At 63.9% G+C, this 18,277-nt stretch carries 15 protein-coding genes; 8 read left to right on the forward strand and 7 right to left on the reverse strand.

The genetic code is table 11. The features are described 5' to 3' along the window. Window positions 1–760: 760 nt before the first annotated feature. The 3 genes from edd to zwf are packed head-to-tail and all read right to left on the reverse strand — an operon-like array spanning window position 761 to window position 4,766. Entirely contained in the window at window positions 761–2,587 is a 1,827-nt protein-coding gene (gene edd, locus L610_RS06815) for a phosphogluconate dehydratase (protein WP_144703744.1), read from the reverse strand. Window positions 2,588–2,602: 15 nt separating this feature from the next. After that, window positions 2,603–3,295, reverse strand: coding sequence for a 6-phosphogluconolactonase (gene pgl, locus L610_RS06820; protein WP_246658954.1), 693 nt, complete (start codon window positions 3,293–3,295; stop codon window positions 2,603–2,605). Between the two features lies 1 nt (window position 3,296). Next, window positions 3,297–4,766 (reverse strand): glucose-6-phosphate dehydrogenase, encoded by a 1,470-nt coding sequence (gene zwf, locus L610_RS06825; protein WP_144703750.1) that lies wholly within the window; start codon window positions 4,764–4,766, stop codon window positions 3,297–3,299. 204 nt (window positions 4,767–4,970) lie between these two features. Here zwf and L610_RS06830 point away from each other — a divergent pair, with 204 nt between their 5' ends. Continuing rightward, on the forward strand, window positions 4,971–6,446 hold the full coding sequence (locus L610_RS06830; RefSeq protein ID WP_144703753.1) for an aldehyde dehydrogenase family protein: 1,476 nt from the start codon (window positions 4,971–4,973) through the stop codon (window positions 6,444–6,446). 9 nt (window positions 6,447–6,455) lie between these two features. After that, a complete protein-coding gene (locus L610_RS06835; protein WP_144703756.1) occupies window positions 6,456–7,205 on the forward strand; it encodes an SDR family oxidoreductase in 750 nt (249 codons plus the stop codon). Window positions 7,206–7,253: 48 nt separating this feature from the next. Here the strand turns inward: L610_RS06835 and L610_RS06840 are convergent, their stop codons facing one another. From L610_RS06840 to L610_RS06855, 4 genes are all read right to left on the reverse strand, one after another. Then, window positions 7,254–8,552: an FAD-binding oxidoreductase gene (locus tag L610_RS06840; RefSeq protein WP_144703759.1), complete on the reverse strand. Its 1,299-nt coding sequence runs from the start codon at window positions 8,550–8,552 to the stop codon at window positions 7,254–7,256. A gap of 63 nt (window positions 8,553–8,615) precedes the next feature. After that, window positions 8,616–8,999: a four helix bundle protein gene (locus L610_RS06845; protein ID WP_034330242.1), complete on the reverse strand. Its 384-nt coding sequence runs from the start codon at window positions 8,997–8,999 to the stop codon at window positions 8,616–8,618. A 44-nt stretch (window positions 9,000–9,043) separates the two neighbouring features. Beyond that, window positions 9,044–10,477 (reverse strand): glutamine synthetase family protein, encoded by a 1,434-nt coding sequence (locus L610_RS06850; RefSeq protein ID WP_024848602.1) that lies wholly within the window; start codon window positions 10,475–10,477, stop codon window positions 9,044–9,046. A gap of 73 nt (window positions 10,478–10,550) precedes the next feature. Further along, window positions 10,551–11,969, reverse strand: coding sequence for a short-chain fatty acyl-CoA regulator family protein (locus L610_RS06855; RefSeq protein WP_024848603.1), 1,419 nt, complete (start codon window positions 11,967–11,969; stop codon window positions 10,551–10,553). 231 nt (window positions 11,970–12,200) lie between these two features. On the opposite strand from L610_RS06855, the gene aceA reads away from it, so the two are divergent. From aceA to L610_RS06885, 6 genes are all read left to right on the forward strand, one after another. Then, a complete protein-coding gene (gene aceA, locus L610_RS06860) occupies window positions 12,201–13,490 on the forward strand; it encodes an isocitrate lyase (protein WP_024848604.1) in 1,290 nt (429 codons plus the stop codon). 23 nt (window positions 13,491–13,513) lie between these two features. After that, entirely contained in the window at window positions 13,514–13,765 is a 252-nt protein-coding gene (locus L610_RS06865) for a hypothetical protein (RefSeq protein WP_024848605.1), read from the forward strand. Between the two features lie 224 nt (window positions 13,766–13,989). Then, complete coding sequence (locus L610_RS06870; RefSeq protein ID WP_024848606.1) at window positions 13,990–14,427, forward strand: hypothetical protein; 438 nt, start codon at window positions 13,990–13,992, stop codon at window positions 14,425–14,427. Between the two features lie 134 nt (window positions 14,428–14,561). After that, window positions 14,562–15,503, forward strand: coding sequence for a DMT family transporter (locus L610_RS06875; RefSeq protein WP_024848607.1), 942 nt, complete (start codon window positions 14,562–14,564; stop codon window positions 15,501–15,503). Between the two features lie 199 nt (window positions 15,504–15,702). Beyond that, a complete protein-coding gene (locus tag L610_RS06880) occupies window positions 15,703–17,046 on the forward strand; it encodes a glutamine synthetase family protein (protein ID WP_024848608.1) in 1,344 nt (447 codons plus the stop codon). Window positions 17,047–17,165: 119 nt separating this feature from the next. Next, window positions 17,166–18,263, forward strand: coding sequence for a polyamine ABC transporter substrate-binding protein (locus L610_RS06885; RefSeq protein ID WP_024848609.1), 1,098 nt, complete (start codon window positions 17,166–17,168; stop codon window positions 18,261–18,263). Window positions 18,264–18,277: the final 14 nt, after the last annotated feature.

Raw genomic sequence — 18,277 nt, forward strand, 5'->3', positions numbered from 1 at the left:
ATCGAGGGTGTCCTTGGAGACGTCGCAGCCGATGAAGTTTGGGTGTAAGGTCATGGGGCCTGTTCCTGTGGTGCGAGGTCTGGGTAAGCAGCCTCGTGCAACTGTTCAGGTTCAAAGCAGCACTGCGGGAAGGGGCCAGGCCATGCCACGGTCTGCTTTCCCAAGCGGAGGCGACCAGGATSCCMKCGGCCTCCTTCCCGCAACCATTCTACACCTCCGCAAACACACAGGACCCCCGGGTCGAGCCCGAGGGTGACGAGGGAAAAAAGTTTCGGAACAGGTCTGCGGCGTTGGCGCGTTCCATCAGGTAGTTTAGCGGGTGAGAACTTGATAAGGGTTTGGGGCCTTCCCTGCTCCGTCACTCGCGGGCTGCGGTAGCCGATCCCGCAACGCTGGCACGCTGCCGAAGCGTTCCGGCATGGACCCTCGGGTCAAGCCCGAGGGTGACGATAGGAAGAATGTTTCGGAACAAGTCGGCAGCGTCGGCGCGTCCCAATGGGCGTTCGGGAGTCAAGGGGTTAGAGGCTCCCGACCGAAACTACATTTGCGGCTTCTCCCCCGCTGCGTCAGATGAGGGTTGCAGCTCCTCCCCGCTCGTCACCCTCGGGCTTGACACGAGGGCCCATGCCTGAAGGGCAAAGGTGAACCGGCGGGGCAGGTATGACCGCGGTGCGGCGGCGTTTTCGGGATCGCGACCCGAAGCTCGCGGATTGCCGCTGCGCCGGCATAACGGCTTTTCAGGCCACGTCACTACCCCTCGTCACGCCGCCTCGCCGAATGCCGAGGCGCCCTGATCGGCGCGGGAGGCAAGGGCGCGCATGCCGGCGAAGAGCTCGCGGCCGAAACCGAAGCTGTTGCCGGAAAGGTCAGCGACGACAGGCTCGCGTGCGGAAAATTCGGCCTCGTTGACCATGACTTCCAGCGTGCCGGCTTCCGCGTCGAGACGGATGATGTCGCCGTTTCGGATGCGCGCGATGGGGCCGCCGTCGAGCGCCTCGGGCGTGACGTGGATCGCCGCAGGGACCTTGCCGGAGGCGCCCGACATGCGCCCATCGGTGACGAGCGCGACCTTGAGGCCGCGATCCTGGAGTACGCCGAGCACCGTGGTGAGGCGGTGCAGCTCTGGCATGCCGTTCGCCTTCGGGCCCTGGAAGCGCACCACCGCGACGAAGTCGCTGGTAAGCTCGCCCGCCTTGAAGGCGGCGTTGAGCTCTTCCTGGCTATGGAAAACGCGGGCAGGCGCCTCGATGATGCGGCGCTCCGGCTTCACGGCCGAGGTCTTGATGATCGCGGCGCCCAGATTGCCCCTGAGCACCTTGAGGCCGCCTGTCGGCTGGAACGGCGCGCTGGCGGTCGCAAGCACCTTCGGATCGCCGCTGACAGCAGGTGCCGGCACGCGGGCGACGGTGCCGTCGTCGGCAAGGTGCGGCTCGATCGTGTAGGCGCGCAGGCCATCGCCCCAGACGGTCTTCACGTCCTCGTGCAGGTAACCCGCGTCGAGCAATTCGCGGATCAGGAAGCCCATGCCGCCGGCCGCGTGGAAGTGGTTCACGTCGGCAAGGCCGTTCGGATAGACGCGCGCCAGCAGCGGCACGACGTCGGAGAGATCAGAAATGTCCTGCCAGGTCAGCCGGATGCCAGCAGCAGCCGCCATCGCGATCAGGTGGATGGTGTGGTTGGTCGAGCCGCCGGTGGCATGAAGGCCGACGACGCCGTTGACGATCGAGCGCTCGTCGATCATGCGACCGACAGGCGTGAACTCGTTGCCGAGCGCAGTGATCGCGAGCGCGCGCTTTGCCGCCTCGCGGGTGAGCGCATCGCGCAGAGTCGTGTTCGGGTTGACGAAGGACGAGCCCGGCGTGTGCAGGCCCATGATCTCCATCAGCATCTGGTTGGAGTTGGCCGTGCCGTAGAAGGTGCAGGTGCCGGGGCCGTGATAGGACTTCGACTCGGCCTCGAGCAGCTCGGCGCGTCCGACCTTGCCCTCGGCGTAAAGCTGGCGCACGCGCGCCTTCTCGTCGTTCGGCAGGCCGGAGGTCATCGGCCCGGCGGGGATAAACACGGCAGGGAGGTGGCCGAAGGTGAGCGCGGCAATGACGAGGCCCGGCACGATCTTGTCACACACGCCGAGGAAGACGGCCGCGTCGAACATGTTGTGCGACAGGCCGACAGCCGCCGCCATCGCGATCACGTCGCGCGAGAACAGCGACAGCTCCATGCCGGGCATGCCCTGGGTGACGCCGTCGCACATTGCGGGCACGCCGCCCGCGACCTGCGCGACGCCGCCGGCTTCCGCGGCTGCCTGCTTGATCAGCGCCGGGAAGGTCTCGAACGGCTGGTGCGCCGAGAGCATGTCGTTGTAAGCGGTGATGATGCCGAGGTTGGGCACGCGGTCGGCGGCAAGCAGCGCCTTGTCAACGGCGCCGCAGGCGGCAAAGCCGTGGGCGAGGTTGCCGCATGAAAGGGTGGTGCGATGCGGGCCCTGCTCGATCGCGGCGTCGATGCGCGCAAGATAGGCTTCACGCGTTGGCTTCGAGCGCTCGGCAATGCGGGCCGTGATCGCTGCGATTTCCTGTCTGACTGTCATGGCGTCACCGATTGCTCAGCCGGCCCAGTAGACCGGCAAGGGTTCCCGTGCGTGCCTCAGGACGGCGCTGACCGGGAGTTCCGATCCCGGCTGCATTGCCGCGTCCAGCACGCTGCGCTTTTCCTCCCCTTCGATATGCAATGCGACGAAGCCGGCATCGATCAGCCGGGCAAGCGGCAATGTCAGGCGCGGCTCTCCTCCCGCGACCGTGTCGACCGCTTCCACTAGCGTCGGACGCGCCGGGTCGAGCAGGGTGGCAAGGTTTGGCGCGTCCGGAAAGAACGATGCCGTGTGGCCATCCGTGCCCATGCCGAGGATCGCGACGTCGAGTGGCCAATTTTGGACGACGAGGTCCTCGGATGCCTGATGCGCGGCAGAATTGGCGTCGCGCGCATTGTGGTAGAGGCCGATGAAGCGGGCCGCCGCCGCCTCGTTCTGCAAAAGGTTGTTGCGCACCAGCGAGGCGTTGGAACGGTCGGACGCTTCATCGACGAAACGCTCGTCGACGAGGGTGACGGTCACCTTCGCCCAGTCGAGCGGCTTGCGCGACAGCGCCGCGAAGAACTTCTTCGGCGTCGAACCGCCCGAGACGGCGATGAACGCGCTGCCGCGCGTGGCGATGGCCTCGCCGAGCTTCGCGGCCACGGTCGAGGCGAGTGCCTCGGCGAGCGCCGCGGAATCCGGATAGGTCTGCCAGTTCACCTGCATCTCAGACACTCTCATGCCAGGTGCGGCCGTCGCGCTCGATCAGCGCGATCGACGAGGAGGGGCCCCAGGTGCCGGCGGTGTAGCCCTGCGCACTCTGCTGGTTGGTCGCCCAGGCAGCGTGGATTGGATCGATCCACTCCCACGCAGCCTCAATCTCGTCGCGGCGCATGAACAGCGTCTGGTTGCCGCGCACGACGTCCATGATCAGGCGCTCATAGGCATCCGGATTGCGGACCTCGAAGGCGTCGGCAAAGCTCATGTCGAGCGGGACGTGACGCAGGCGCATGCCGCCCGGGCCCGGATCCTTGATCATGATCCACTGCTTGACGCCTTCGTCCGGCTGCAGGCGGATGACCAGCTGGTTGGCCTGCATCACCCCGGCGCTTTCCGGAAAGAGCAGGTGCGGCACCGGCTTGAACTGGATGCAGATTTCCGAGACGCGCTCGGCAAGTCGCTTGCCAGTACGCAGGTAGAACGGAACGCCCGCCCAGCGCCAGTTGCCCACTTCGGCTTTGATGGCGACGAAGGTTTCGGTGTCGCTGGGGGCGCCGAGCTCCTCGGCATATCCCTTAACGACGCCGCTCGCCGAAGCGCCGGCGCGGTACTGGCCGCGCACGGTGAGCTTGGCTGCGTCACGCTCGGAGATGCGGCGCAGCGAGCGCAGGATCTTCAGCTTCTCGTCGCGCACCGCATCGGCATCCATCGATGACGGCGGCTCCATGGCCGTGAGGCAGAGCAGCTGCAGCATGTGGTTCTGCACCATGTCGCGCAGCGCACCAGCCTTGTCGTAGTAGCTGACGCGGTCCTCCAGGCCGACGGTCTCGGCGACGGTGATCTGCACGTGGTCGATATGCGCCGAGTTCCACAGCGGCTCGTAGAGCGCGTTGGCAAAGCGCAGCGCCATCAGGTTCTGCACCGTCTCCTTGCCGAGATAATGGTCGATGCGGAAGATCTGGTGCTCGCTGAAGACGCTGCCGATGGCGTCGTTCAGCTGCTTGGCGGTCTCAAGGTCGCGGCCGATCGGCTTTTCGACGACGATGCGGACATTGCCCCGGTTGAGTTCGTGCGCGGCAAGGTTCTTCGCGATGTCGCCGAACAGGCTTGGCGCGACGGCCAGGTAGAATACCCGAACAGCTTCGCTGGTGCCGAGCGCCTGCTTGAGATTGTCGAAACCCTCGCCGCTCCTGGCGTCGACCTGCTGGTAGCTCAGCCTTGCGAGGAAGGATTCGAGCTGGCCATTGTCGATCTCTTCCTTCTTCACGAAGGAAGTGATGGCGGTGCGGGCAAAATCCCTGTAGGCGTCGTCGCTGAGCGGCGAGCGCGAAGCGCCGATGATCCGGGTCGGTTCCTGGAACTGGCCTGCCATCTGGCGCTGGTAAAGGGCCGGCAGCAGCTTACGTTCGGCGAGGTCTCCGGTACCGCCGAAGATGACGAAGTCGAACGGGTCGACGGGGATGATCTGGCTGCTCATGTAGGTCGTGAATCCTGCTTCCGCATTTGCACTGCGGTATAATCTAATCGATTTAATAAGGCCAGAGCCAATTGCCTGAGCGCCTTAGGTCCCGGTCTTTTTCTTGACACTACGGCGTGCGCTGGTTTTGTCACGAGTAAGAACTGGTCCATGGTCCGCCGGCTTTCAAGCCGCTATGGGCAGGGACAACGGGAGGATATTGGCATGAGTACAGCCCTTTCGCAGACCGTCGCCGAAGGCGTGGCCTTCATGAACCTCATCGACGGCAAGCCGGTCGACGCATTGTCCGGCGAGCGAATCGACGTCGTCTGCCCGTCCGACGGCAAGGTGTTTTCCTCGATCCCGGCCTCCGGTGCCGCAGACGTCGACCGCGCGGTGAAAGCCGCGCACAAGGCGTTCTATGAAGGCCCGTGGAGCAAGATGCCCGCGGTTGAGCGCGGCCGGTGCCTGACGCGGCTTTTCCATCTGGTCGAGAAGCACGGCGACGAGCTCGCGGCACTCGAATCCCGCGATACCGGCAAGCCGGTGCGCCAGGGCAAGGCAGACGTCGTAGCCACCATGCGCTACTACGAGTTCTATGGGGGCGCGGGCGACAAGATCCACGGTGACACGATACCGTTCCTAGATGGCTATACGGCGCTGACGCTGCGCGAGCCCCACGGCGTCGTCGCCGGTATCATCCCCTGGAACTACCCGATGCAGATTCTGGCGCGCGTTGCGGGCGCGGCACTTGCGATGGGCAATACGCTGGTGGTGAAGCCAGCCGAGGATGCCTCGCTGACGGCGATCCGCATCGCGCAGCTGGCGCTCGAAGCCGGTGTGCCGGAGGGCGTGTTCAACGTTATTACCGGCTATGGCCGCGACGCGGGCGCGGCGCTTTCCTCGCATCCGCTCGTCGATTACGTCACCTTTACCGGATCGACCGTGACCGGCACGGCGATCCAGCAGGCAGCTGCGGTCAACAACCGCGGGACGACGATGGAGCTCGGCGGCAAGTCGGCGCAGATCGTCTTTGCCGATGCAGACATCGAGGCGGCGCTGCCGGTGCTCGTCAATGCGATCATCCAGAACGCCGGCCAGACCTGCTCGGCGGGCAGCCGCGTGCTGATCGAAAAGCCGATCTACGAAAAGGTCGCCTCGGCGCTGGCCGACCGCTTCTCGAAGTTGATCGCCGGTCCGCATGAGGCCGATCTCGACCTTGGCCCGCTCATCAACGCCAAGCAGCGCGACCGCGTCGCCGGCATGGTGAATGCCGCGCGCGAGGCCGGCATTGCGGTGCTCGCCGAAGGCTCAATCCATCCGGATGCGCCGGAAGGCGGCTTCTACCACCCGGCGGTGTTGTTCGGCTCGGTCGACCCGAACGCGACAATCGCGCAGGAGGAAGTGTTCGGGCCGGTGCTGTCGCTGTTCTCGTTCGAGGGCGAGGAGGAGGCCGTTCGCCTTGCCAACGGCACCGACTACGGCCTCGTCGCCGGTGTGTGGACGAAGGACGGCTCGCGCCAGCACCGCGTCGCCAAGCGCGTGCGCGCGGGACAGGTCTTCGTCAACGGCTACGGCGCGGGCGGCGGCATCGAACTGCCGTTCGGCGGCTTCAAGAAGTCCGGCTTCGGGCGCGAGAAGGGTTTTGAAGCACTCTATGACATGAGCGCGACCAAGACGGTCGTGTTCAACCACGGCTAGGGGGAATTAATGGCACGTCTGAAAGACAAGGTTGCGATCGTCACTGGTGGTGCGTCCGGCTTCGGAGAGGGGATCGCCAAGCGTTTTGCCGAAGAGGGCGCGAAGGTGGTGGTGGCGGACCTCAACGCCAGGGGCGCGGAACGCGTGGCCGAGGAAATCGGCGAGAATGCCGTCTGGGTGCAGACCGACGTGTCCATGAAGTCCGAGATCGACGAGATGGTCGCCAAGGCGATGGACGCCTTCGGCCGCATCGACATCATGGTCAACAATGCCGGTTTCACGCACCGCAACGGCGACCTGCTGGGCGTCAGCGAGGACACCTTCGACCTCATCAATGCCGTCAACATGAAGGCGATCTACTACTCAACGCTGGCGGTGGTGCCGATCCTGGAAAAGCAGGGCGGCGGTTCGATCATCAGCACGGCGTCGACGGCGGGCCTGCGACCGCGTCCGGGGCTGACCTGGTACAACGCCTCCAAGGGCTGGGTGATCACCGCCACCAAGTCGATGGCGGTGGAGCTCGCCCCGAAGAACATTCGCGTCAACTGCCTCTGCCCGGTGGCGGGCGAGACCGGCATGCTGGCGCAGTTCATGGGCGCCGACACGCCGGAGCTTCGCGAGAAGTTCAGGTCGTCGATCCCGCTAGGCCGTCTGTCGACCCCGCTCGACATTGCAAACGCTGCGCTGTGGCTGGCCTCGGAAGAAGCGGCGTTCATCACTGGCGTTGCGCTCGAGGTCGACGGCGGCCGCTGCATCTAAACTTGCAAGATTGCGATGGGCCGTGCCTGCGGGCGTGGCCCATTTTTCTCAGAACCTGTCGCGCAGGGCGTACCAGTTGAGCGCTAGGAAAAGCAGCGGCGTGCGCAGCTTCGTGCCGCCGGGGAATGGCGGGATCTTCAGTTCCTCGAAAAGTTTCAGCCGCTCGCGGTTGCCCAGCACCGTCTCGGCGAACAGCTTGCCGACGAAGTTCGACAGCATCACGCCGTGGCCCGAATAGCCGCCGACCGAGATGACGTTCGGCATCACCTCACGCACGAACGGCGTGCGCGGCATCGTGATGCCGACATAGCCGCCCCAGGTGTGAGTGAGCTCGACGTCCTTGAGCTGCGGATAGACCTCGATGATCTGCCGCCGGATCGGCCCGTGCAGGTCCTTCGGATCGCCCGGCGCGTAGATCTCGCGGCCGCCGAACAGCAGCCGCCCGTCCTTCGAGCGGCGGAAGTAGCGGACGACGAAGCGTGAGTCGTCGACGGATTCGAAGCCCGGCAGGATCGGACTGTCGTCGCCGAGCGGCGGCGTCGCGCCGATGAAGGAGCCGATCGGCATCACATGCGCGGAGGTGATCGGCTCGAGCTTCTCGTTGTAGGCGTTGACGGCGATCAGCGCCTTTGACGCAGCGATGGTGCCGCGCGCGGTCGTCACGCGCACCTTGCCGCCCTGCGAAGTGATACCGTTGGCACGCGTCTTTTCATGCAGCCGCGCGCCGGCCGCCGCGGCCACCTCGGCCGTTCCGACGAGCAGCTTCAGCGGGTGGATATGGCCGGTGCCGGTGTCGCGAATGCCGCCATAGTAGTGGGTCGAGCCCAGCCGCTCCGCCGTCTCCTTCTGGTCCATGAAGGAAATGTGCGGGTAGCCGTAGCGCGTCGCCATGACTTCGGCATGCTCGCGGTAGTGGCGCACGTAGCGCGGCTTGTGCGCGACCGAAAGCTGGCCCGGCATGAAGTCGATATCGATGCCGTTGCTCTGCGCAAAGGAGAGGAGGTGCGACTTGGCTTCCTCAGCAAGGTCGAACAACGCCTTGGCGCGGGTAAAGCCGAGCGCGGCTTCCGTATCCTCGGCCCATTCGCGCTGGCCGGTGCCCATCTGACCACCATTGCGGCCCGACGCGCCGTCGCCGAAGCGATGTTCCTCGATGAGGACGACACTTGTGCCGGCTCTGGCGAGATGAGCAGCCGCGGACAGTCCGGTAAACCCGCCACCGATGATGACGACGTCAGCGGTCACATCGCCGTCGAGCGGCGGATATTCCGGCCGCTCGCCGACGGTGTCCTCGTACCAGGAATAGCCGGGCGAGATTGGGGAGAGGTACTTGGGTGAATGGGACATTAGGTGCTTCGGGGCTTAGGTGAATAAGTGAGTAGGTGCTTAGGGACTTATGTAATTAGGTAGCTAGGGCTGATCGGGCACGAGTTTCCAGATCAGAAGTCGTAGTAGCTTGCCGACACTTTCCGTTTGGGCCAGCAGCGGCTCAATTTCGGCCTCAGGAGCAATTTCGACGCGGACAGCGAGCAGCACGTGTGTCTCCAGTTCCTTCAGCGATCCCTGCGCAATGCGGAGGAACTGGACGTAGGAACCGCGGTTCCCCCGTCCAAAGCCCTCGGCAATGTTGGCCGGAACTGAAGCTGCTGCTCGCCGGGCCTGGCTGGTCAGGCCGTACAGTTCTTCCTTCGGCCAGCGGGCAGTGAGGCGGTAGGTGTCGGCGGCGAGCTGCATGGCCTGCTGCCAGACCAGAAGATCCTTGTATGACCTGATCTTCTCGACGCTTCCAGCCACTCCCTAACGCCCCTAGCCCCCTAAGCCCCTACTCCCCTAAATCATCACACGTTCAGCAGCAGATACTCTCTCTCCCAGGGGCTGATGACCTCCATGAAGGTCTCGAACTCGGCCTTCTTGATCGCGGCGTAGGTGGTGACGAACGAGTCGCCGAGGATTTCACGCAGCGTCGTGTCCTTCTCGAACAGTTCGACCGCTTCGAGCAGGCCGCGCGGCAGGTCGATGGCGTCCTCGTTGGCGGCTGACTGCACCGGCTGGTCGCAGGCCTCGTTCAGCACCATGCCGATCAGGCCGCAGGCGAGCGATGCCGCGAGCGCCAGATACGGATTGGCGTCCGACGACGGGATGCGGTTTTCGACGCGGCGCGCGGCCGGGTCCGAACGCGGCACGCGGAAGGCGACCGTGCGGTTGTCGTAGCCCCACTTGGTGTTGACCGGTGCCGATGCTGCCTGGGTGAGGCGGCGGTAGGAGTTCACGTACGGAGCCAGCATCACCAGCGCATTCGGGATATGCTTCTGCATGCCGCCGATGAAGTTGCGGAATTCGTCGGTTTCCTCGCCGTTCCGGCCGGTGAAGATGTTCTGGCCCGTCTTGATGTCGACGATCGACTGGTGAATGTGCATCGCCGAACCGGGCTGGCCCTGAATGGGCTTTGCCATGAAGGTCGCGTAGGTGCCGTGCTTCAGCGCCGCTTCGCGGATCGTGCGCTTGAACATGAATACCTGGTCGGCGAGCTCGATCGGGTCGCCATGGCGTAGGTTGATCTCGAGCTGTCCGGCGCCTTCTTCATGGATGAGCGTGTCGATCTCGAGGCCCTGGCCTTCCGAGAAGTGGTAGATGTCGTCGATCAGTTCGTCGAACTCGTTGACGCCGGCGATGGAATAGCCCTGTCCGCCACCGATGGCGCGACCGCTGCGTCCCACTGGCGGCTCCAGCGGATAGTCCGGGTCGGGGTTCATGCGCACGAGATAGAATTCAATCTCCGGCGCGACGACCGGCTTCAGGCCGCGCTTTGCATAGGCATCGACTACGCGGCGCAGCACATTGCGCGGCGTAAATTCGACGAAGCGGCCGTCCTGGTGGACGAGGTCGCAGATCACTTGCGCGGTCGGGTCCGTCTCCCACGGCACTACCGACAGCGTCGACAGGTCCGGCATCAGCTTCAGGTCGCCGTCGTCTTCCGGATAGACGAAGCCGTCGCCATCCTCCGGATAGCGGCCGGAGATCGTGGTCATAAAGACCGCCGAAGGAAGCGCCAGCGAGGTATTGGAGGTGAACTTCTTCGTCGGCATCATCTTGCCGCGGGCCACACCGGCCTGATCGGGCGTGATGCACTCGATGTCTTCGATGCCCCGCCATTCAAGCCAGGACGAGGCTTCCTGCCAGTTCTTCACGCCTCGCTGCTTTTCGACGAATTCCGGGACGCGCGGACGGGCACCGCGATTTGAGGAGCGGATTTCCTTTTTCTTGACTGACATCAATCACCAATAGAGTTGGAATGATGCGACTATAAACGCGGCATGCGAGGAAAGGGAAGGGTGACAAACCGCGCTACTGGAAGTCAAAAGCGCTCAGTCCCGTCACCATTTCATCAAGCCCCAACGGTCGCGTCACCGGCGGTTCCGCGCGGGCAAGGCAGCCGACACGCTCGCACAGCCGGCAGGCCGGGCCGATCGGCGTTGGCGGCGAAGCAAAGGGCAGGGCGGCGGCATAGACGATTTCGTCGCAGTGCTCGATCTCGCAGCCGATCAGGATCGCGGTGCGGCGCGGCCGCTCGTTGAACGCGCCCTGCGGGCCTTCGAGGGTGCGGGCGATGGTAAGGAACTTCCCTCCGTCCGGCATCTCGACCACCTCGACCAGCACCTGGCCCGGCTGGGCAAAGGCAGCATGCACGGCGAGCTTCGGGCAGCCGCCGCCGAAGCGGCCATGCGGAAAGCCCTCCGCGCCGGCGCGGCGAAAGCGGTTGCCGGCATTGTCGACCTCCTGCATGAAGAACGGAACGCCGGACGCGCCCTTGCGCTGCAGGGTCGTCAGCCGGTTCGCGGCCTGTTCGAACGAGACGCCGAAGCGCGAGCGCAGCACGTCGATGTCGTAGCGGGCGCGCTGGGCAGCGGAGAGGAACGGCTGGTAGGGCATCATCAGCGCATGCGCGGCGTAGCGGGCGAGCTCGAAGCGGGCGAGGCGCCGTGCTTCATCGCTCGATAGCTTCAGCGCCTTGAGTTCGGCGGCGATCGCCACCTGCATGCGGATGAGGCACGCTTCCATCGCTACTTCGCGCAGCTGATCGAACGGCGACAGCCGCTCGGAGATGAACAGGCGCTGCGAGTGGCGGTCATAGCGGCGACGCCAGTTCGGCATTGTGGCGACTGGGAGCGTGCGCACGACGATGCCGTATTCGCGCTTCAGCCATTCTTTCAGCGCGCCGAACAAATCATCGCCCGGATCGAGCAGCTGGACGAAGGCCTCGGCCTCTTCCTCGATCGACTGGAAATAGTTGGGCCGGCGCTCGAACGTCTCGCGCACCTCGTCGACCGGCAGCCGCGCCGAGATCAGCGACGTCGCGCGGCCCTCGCGCGCAAGCATTTCGGAGAGGTCCGACAGCCGCTCGGCCTGCTCCTTGTAGGCGCGAAAGAGCTTCACCATCGCCGCCGCCGCATTGGGTGCCGAGTCGGCCACCTCGATCAGCTCCTGGTCGCCGGGTAGTTCGCCGACCAGGAGGGGATCGGCGAACACCTCGCGCAGCGCCGTGACCGTGCCGCCAGCCTCGCCCTGCAGCTCCTCGGGTTCGACGCCGTAGACGGAGGAGAGTTTCAGCAGCAGCTGCACGGTGAGCGGCCGCTGGTTGCGCTCGATGAGGTTGAGATAAGAGGGCGAGATGCCCAGCCCCTCGGCCATCGCCGTCTGGGTCAGCCCCTTGGCGAGGCGCACGCGGCGGATGCGGGGGCCCGCGAAGATCTTCTGCTCGGCCATAACGACGCCTTTTGTATGAGCGTTTTACAGCTGCGGCTGATGCTCATGTTTTACAGTTTTCACAAATTTACAACCGGCATCTGTGAACCGCAATACAAGTTCACCCGAATTTTCGGAGCCGAGATCGCATTTTCCTCGTTGGTTTTCGCACCGCAATGTAAATCAAGGCACGAGAGAGACGCGGGCAAGGGCGCTTCCGACGACGAACGCCAGCGACGGAGTAATTTCATCATGACTGATTTTTACAACTTGATCCCGGGTGCAGCTGAAGGCCGCTTCGACGGCATCGAGCGGCCGTACACGCCGGCGGATGTCGAGCGGCTGCGCGGCTCGGTCCAGATCAAGTACACGCTCGCGGAGCAGGGGGCGAACCGCCTGTGGAAGCTCATTCACGAGGAAGATTTCGTCAACGCGCTGGGCGCCCTGTCGGGCAACCAGGCGATGCAGATGGTTCGCGCCGGCCTCAAGGCGATCTATCTCTCCGGCTGGCAGGTCGCTGCTGACGCCAACACCGCGTCGGCGATGTATCCGGACCAGTCGCTCTATCCGGCGAACGCGGCTCCTGAGCTGGCGAAGCGCATCAACCGCACCCTGCAGCGCGCAGACCAGATCGAGGTTTCGGAGGGCAAGGGCCTGTCGGTCGAGACCTGGTTCGCGCCAATCGTCGCCGACGCGGAGGCCGGCTTCGGCGGCCCGCTGAATGCCTTTGAGATCATGAAGGCCTTCATCGAGGCCGGTGCCGCTGGCGTTCACTTCGAGGACCAGCTGGCTTCGGAAAAGAAGTGCGGCCACCTCGGTGGCAAGGTGCTGATCCCGACCGCGGCGCACATCCGCAACCTCAACGCGGCGCGTCTTGCGGCTGATGTGATGGGTGTGCCGACGCTGATCATTGCGCGCACCGATGCGGAAGCGGCGAAGCTGCTGACCTCGGACATCGATGAGCGCGACCGTCCGTTCGTGGACTACGATGCCGGCCGCACGGTCGAAGGCTTCTACCAGGTGAAGAACGGTCTCGAGCCGTGCATCGCCCGCGCCATCGCCTACGCGCCGCACTGCGACATGATCTGGATGGAGACCGGCAAGCCGGATCTCGAGCAGGCGCGCAAGTTCGCCGAGGCCGTGCACAAGGTGCATCCGGGCAAGAAGCTCGCCTACAACTGCTCGCCGTCGTTCAACTGGAAGAAGAACCTCGACGACGCGACGATCGCCAAGTTCCAGCGGGAGCTGGGCGCGATGGGCTACAAGTTCCAGTTCATCACGCTCGCCGGCTTCCACCAGCTGAACTATGGCATGTTCGAGCTGGCCAAGGGCTACAAGGAGCGCCAGATGGCGGCCTACTCCGAACTGCAGGAAGCCGAGTTCGCGGCCGAGGCCTATGGCTACACCGCGACCAAGCACCAGCGCGAGGTTGGCACCGGCTACTTCGACGCCGTTTCGCTCGCCATCACCGGCGGTCAGTCCTCGACCACGGCGATGAAGGAATCCACCGAACACGAACAGTTCCGCCCGGCGGCGGAGTAACAAGCTCCAGGAAGGAGAGCATCATGAACACGACACCCAGGACACGCGTCAGGGAAAGGGCGGAGGAACAGGCCTCGGCCATGAACGAGGACCAGCAGGTGGTCATCCGCATGGTGGCAAACGACCTCCATCGCCTGAACCAGTCGGTGATGAAGGCGGTGGAAGCCGGGGTGTCCGTCGAGCTGGTGCGCTCCGCCCGTCATCACAGCGGCGAAGGCAACTGGGGAGATCTTCTGATCCCGGTGATCGTAACCCAATCGCGCAACGCGGCCTGAAAACGGCCTGTGCACATGCGTCCCGGCACCATTGCCGGCAGGTAGGGTATGAGGAGCACCCAAGGAGCGGCATGTCATCCATGCTGCTCTTGCCTGTTTATTGTTAAGTAATGTTCATATTCGCAAATACGAACGGTTGACTTTACGTCACCCGTGAAAACAATGCCGCCATTCCGTCTGAGTAGAATCCCAATCACGATTTCAGAAGAAGTGGTGGCAGTCTCATGCCGAACCAAAACATGGCGGGTTCCGATATAAAGGAACCGCGTTTTCCTCTGCCAGATACGAAGCTCGCGCTTATCGTCGGGTCTTCGCGGGTAAATCAGATCGTCGTCGCCAAGATCGCCGAGCGCGCGGGTCTGAAAGTACTGAGCGAATCACCTGACAAGGCGCGGCTTGTTCTTCCGGCAAAGGAGCCAGGCTTCGTCATAATTGACGCCGGTCAAGACGAAAAGGAATGGGAGCATCTTCTGACCCCGCTGGCCGAACGCCGGCGCGAGCGAGCACAAAAGCTTCCCTATGTGATCATCCTCTGCACCTCGCCGCACTGTCCGCGCGCCGCGGACAATGACACCATCTTCGACGCCGTCGTGGTGAAGCCGATCACGCCCGAACGCCTGCAGCCCGTCATCGAGAGCCTCCTCGTCCGCATTTCCGACTAAGCGGGCGAGTGGCCCGCAGCAGGGAATTTTCGGCCCCGTCGCGTGTGCCAATCCGCCGGTCGCTTTTGGACCACCAAGGCGACCGTGGAACTCGCTAGCGATCGTCCCGATAGTTCTCGATCCGGGCCCCTCCGATGACCAGCGTAGTCTCCCCGACACCGGCGCCTGCCACTCAGGATGAGCGGCTGGGGTTCGTCCTCGTCTTCCTTTCGGCGTTGTGCTGGAGCTTCGGCGGCACGGTGGCTCGCTTCATCGAGACGGGTGACTCCTGGACCGTGATCTTCTGGCGCTCTTTCTGGGCTGCTTCCTTCCTGTTCGGCTTCATGGTCTGGCGCGACGGTCTGCGCGGCACGCTCAGCCTGTTTCGCGGCATGGGGCTCGTCGGCGTCGCGGTGGCGGCGTGCCTTGCCGTCTGCACTTCCTCGTTCGTGGTGGCGCTTGGCCATACCACGGTCGCCAACATCCTTCTCATCCAGGCTGGCACACCGCTGGTTGCCGCGCTGCTCTCGTTCATTTTCCTTGGCGAGCGTATCTCGCTTTCGACCTGGATCGCGATCTTCGCCGTGATCTTCGGCGTTGGCGTCATGGTATCGGACTCGCTCGGCTCCGACACTTCGCTGATCGGCAACGGGCTTGCGGTCCTGATCGTCATCATGTTCGCCATCGTGACCGTGCTGACGCGCCGCTTCTCCAACGTGCGCATGACCCCGGCGATGTGCCTCGGAACGGCGCTGGCGGGCGCGTTTGCAGCGAGCCAGGCGTCAGGACTTGCGGTATCCGGCCAGGACATGGGCTTCCTGTTCGCCTTCGGCGCGGTGACGCTTGGCCTCGGCCTTGCCCTGTTCGCCACGGGCGCGCGCATGATCGCTGCCTCCTATGCCGCGCTGCTTGGCACCTTCGAGACGCTGCTTGGTCCCGTGTGGGTCTGGCTGGTCCATGGCGAGGTGCCGGCGACGCGCACGCTGATCGGCGGCGCGATCGTGCTCGGCGCACTCATGTCGCATATCCTGCTTCAGTTCGCGCGAATGTCTCGTCCGCAACGTCCCGGCGTAACCGGTATTGCGGGGCCGAAGTAGCAAAGGTTTGCCCCGTTGACAGCCGCAAGACGCACGGGCACCCTGCTATAATCGGCAACAACGATACAGGTTTATCTTGCGAGAAACTTTAGCTGGGGCTCCTGGAAGCGGGAGTCTGAAACTTGCGGAAATAGAGAGAAAAGCCCCTGAACTAGAAAATACCAAAACCGTCGATCCCGGCGGCTCAAGCGGTCCGGGTATGTGCGAACATGAGCACGAATATCACGCCTTCATGCAGGAACATCCTGACCTTGAGGCGGTAGAATTTCTGCTCGTTGACCCGAACGGGGTCATGCGGGGGAAATGGGCGCCCGCAGACGCGCTCAAGAAGGCCTTCCGGGAGGGCGTTAATTTCCCGATGTCGCTGCATGGCCTCGACGTCTGGGGCCGCGAAGTTACCGAAACAGGGCTTCATATCGAGACTGGCGACCAGGACGGCTACTGCCGTGCCACGCGAGACACCCTCGCCATCGTTCCCTGGGCCAAGCGCAAGACTGCTCAGGTCCTTCTCCAGACCTTCACGCCCGAGGGCGAGCCGTTCCTGGCCGACCCGCGCCAGGTGCTCAAGAAGAAGGTTGCCGAGGTGAACGCCAAGGGTTTTTACCCGGTCGTCGCCTTCGAGCTCGAATTTTATCTCCTCGATCCGGAAACCGACTGGGACGACGGCATGCCGGCGCCGGTGGGCGCGATGGCAGGCCCGGACCGGTTGCGCATGTACGGCCTCGACGATCTCGCCGAGCATGCCGACCTGTTCGAGATGATCCGCGACGCGGCCCAGGCGCAAAAACTGCCGATCGACACGATCATCAAGGAGGCGGCTCCCGGCCAGTTCGAGGTCAATCTCAAGCACCGCGCCGATCCGCTCAAGGCGGCCGATGACGTCATCCTGCTGCGCCGCATCGTGATGGGCTGCGCCCGCGCGCATGGGCTGACCGCGACGTTCATGGCGAAGCCTTTCCTGGAATATGCCGGTAACGGCATGCATGTGCACGCTTCGATCCTCGATGCCGAAGGCAAGAACATCTTCGCCGGCAAGGAAGGGCGCCCCGTGCTGGAGTCGGCGGTTGCCGGGCTCCTCAAGACCATGCCGGAGTCGCTGCTTCTCTTCATCAACACGTGGAACGGCTTCCGCCGCATCACCCCCGGCTCGTATGCGCCGACCCGTGCAGTCTGGGCCGAGAACAACCGGTCGGTCGCGCTGCGCATTCCAGTGTCGAACGACGAGAACCGGCGTGTCGAGCACCGCATCGCCGGTGCGGATGCCAACCCCTATCTCGTCATGGCCGCGGTCATCCAGGGCATGATCGAAGGCATCGAGAACAAGCAGGTCCCGCCGCCGCCGATCCAGGGCAATGCCTATGACGACGAAGGCCTGCATCTGCCCGACGACATGGACGAAGCGCTTCAGCTGATGGAGAAGGGAGACTTTGCCGAACGGGCTCTCGGGCCGCTGCTAGCCAAGGTGTACAAGGACCTTAAGCGTGCGGAAATCATGGCATTTTGGGGCGAAATCACTCCGCTGGAACGAACAACTTATCTTTGAAGTTGAATGACGTTTTTCCCGCTTGTCGCACTGCAAAAACGTCAATAGGCTTTCCACAAAATGCAGCGGGAGGGCAGGGTGTCGGCCCGGGGCAAAAACACTTTTCAGAGGAGAACATCATGATCCGCAAAGCGCTGTTGCTTTCGTCGGCTGCACTCGCCGCTGTGGCTTTTTCGGCGGCAGCTCAGGCACAGGACCGCGTCGTCAACGTCTACAACTGGTCCGACTACATCGACGATTCCATCATCAGCGAGTTCCAGGAGAAGACCGGCATCCGCGTCGTCTACGACGTGTTCGATTCCAACGAGCTTCTGGAAACCAAGCTTCTGTCGGGCGGCTCGGGCTATGACGTCGTCGTGCCGACCGGCAACTTCCTCTCGCGCCAGATTCAGGCGGGCGTGTTCCAGAAGCTGCAGAAGGACAAGCTGCCGAACCTCAAGCACATGTGGGACTTCGTCAGCCAGCAGACCGACAAGTACGATCCGGGCGGCGACTACTCGATCAACTACATGTGGGGCACGATCGGTCTGGGCTACAACGTCCAGAAGATGACCGAGATCATGGGCACCGACAAGATCGACTCGTGGGACGTCCTCTTCAAGCCGGAGAACGCGGCGAAGTTCGCCGACTGCGGCGTCTACATGCTGGATTCCCCGAGCGACATGGTGCCGATCGTGCTGCAGTATCTCGGCATCGATCCGAACAGCCATGAGGCCGAGGACCTGGCCAAGGCCGAGGAAGTGCTGCTGTCGATCCGTCCGCACATCCGCAAGTTCCACTCGTCGGAATACATCAACGCGCTCGCCAATGGCGACATCTGCCTGGCCGTCGGCTGGTCGGGTGACGTGCTGCAGGCGCGCGACCGTGCCGCCGAGGCCGACCAGGGCGTGACCGTCGCCTATGTGGCGCCGAAGGAAGGAACCCAGATGTGGTTCGACCAGATGGCGATCCCGGCCGACGCGCCGCACATCGAGGAAGCGCACGAGTTCCTGAACTTCATCATGGAGCCGGAAGTCATCGCCAAGGCGACCAACTACGTCTACTTCGCGAACGGCAACCTCGCCTCGCAGGAATTCATCGACGAGGAAGTCCTCGAAGACACGGCGATCTATCCGGACGACGAGGCGAAGAAGACGCTCTTCACGCACCTGCCGTATGACAGCCGCACGCAGCGTCTGGTGACGCGCCTGTGGACCAAGGTCGTCACCGGCCAGTAAGCAACATAGCGCGG

Source organism: Aminobacter sp. J44, from assembly GCF_007829415.1.
Taxonomy (GTDB): Bacteria; Pseudomonadota; Alphaproteobacteria; order Rhizobiales; family Rhizobiaceae; genus Aerobium.

Excerpts from the sequence above, each read along its gene's own strand:
- edd (WP_144703744.1), bottom strand. The coding sequence starts at position 2,587 with ATGACAGTCAGACAGGAAATCGCAGCGATCACGGCCCGCATTGCCGAG.
- pgl (WP_246658954.1), bottom strand. The coding sequence starts at position 3,295 with ATGCAGGTGAACTGGCAGACCTATCCGGATTCCGCGGCGCTCGCCGAG.
- zwf (WP_144703750.1), bottom strand. The coding sequence starts at position 4,766 with ATGAGCAGCCAGATCATCCCCGTCGACCCGTTCGACTTCGTCATCTTC.
- L610_RS06830 (WP_144703753.1), top strand. The coding sequence starts at position 4,971 with ATGAGTACAGCCCTTTCGCAGACCGTCGCCGAAGGCGTGGCCTTCATG.
- L610_RS06835 (WP_144703756.1), top strand. The coding sequence starts at position 6,456 with ATGGCACGTCTGAAAGACAAGGTTGCGATCGTCACTGGTGGTGCGTCC.
- L610_RS06840 (WP_144703759.1), bottom strand. The coding sequence starts at position 8,552 with ATGTCCCATTCACCCAAGTACCTCTCCCCAATCTCGCCCGGCTATTCC.
- L610_RS06850 (WP_024848602.1), bottom strand. The coding sequence starts at position 10,477 with ATGTCAGTCAAGAAAAAGGAAATCCGCTCCTCAAATCGCGGTGCCCGT.
- L610_RS06855 (WP_024848603.1), bottom strand. The coding sequence starts at position 11,969 with ATGGCCGAGCAGAAGATCTTCGCGGGCCCCCGCATCCGCCGCGTGCGC.
- aceA (WP_024848604.1), top strand. The coding sequence starts at position 12,201 with ATGACTGATTTTTACAACTTGATCCCGGGTGCAGCTGAAGGCCGCTTC.
- L610_RS06865 (WP_024848605.1), top strand. The coding sequence starts at position 13,514 with ATGAACACGACACCCAGGACACGCGTCAGGGAAAGGGCGGAGGAACAG.
- L610_RS06870 (WP_024848606.1), top strand. The coding sequence starts at position 13,990 with ATGCCGAACCAAAACATGGCGGGTTCCGATATAAAGGAACCGCGTTTT.
- L610_RS06875 (WP_024848607.1), top strand. The coding sequence starts at position 14,562 with ATGACCAGCGTAGTCTCCCCGACACCGGCGCCTGCCACTCAGGATGAG.
- L610_RS06880 (WP_024848608.1), top strand. The coding sequence starts at position 15,703 with ATGTGCGAACATGAGCACGAATATCACGCCTTCATGCAGGAACATCCT.
- L610_RS06885 (WP_024848609.1), top strand. The coding sequence starts at position 17,166 with ATGATCCGCAAAGCGCTGTTGCTTTCGTCGGCTGCACTCGCCGCTGTG.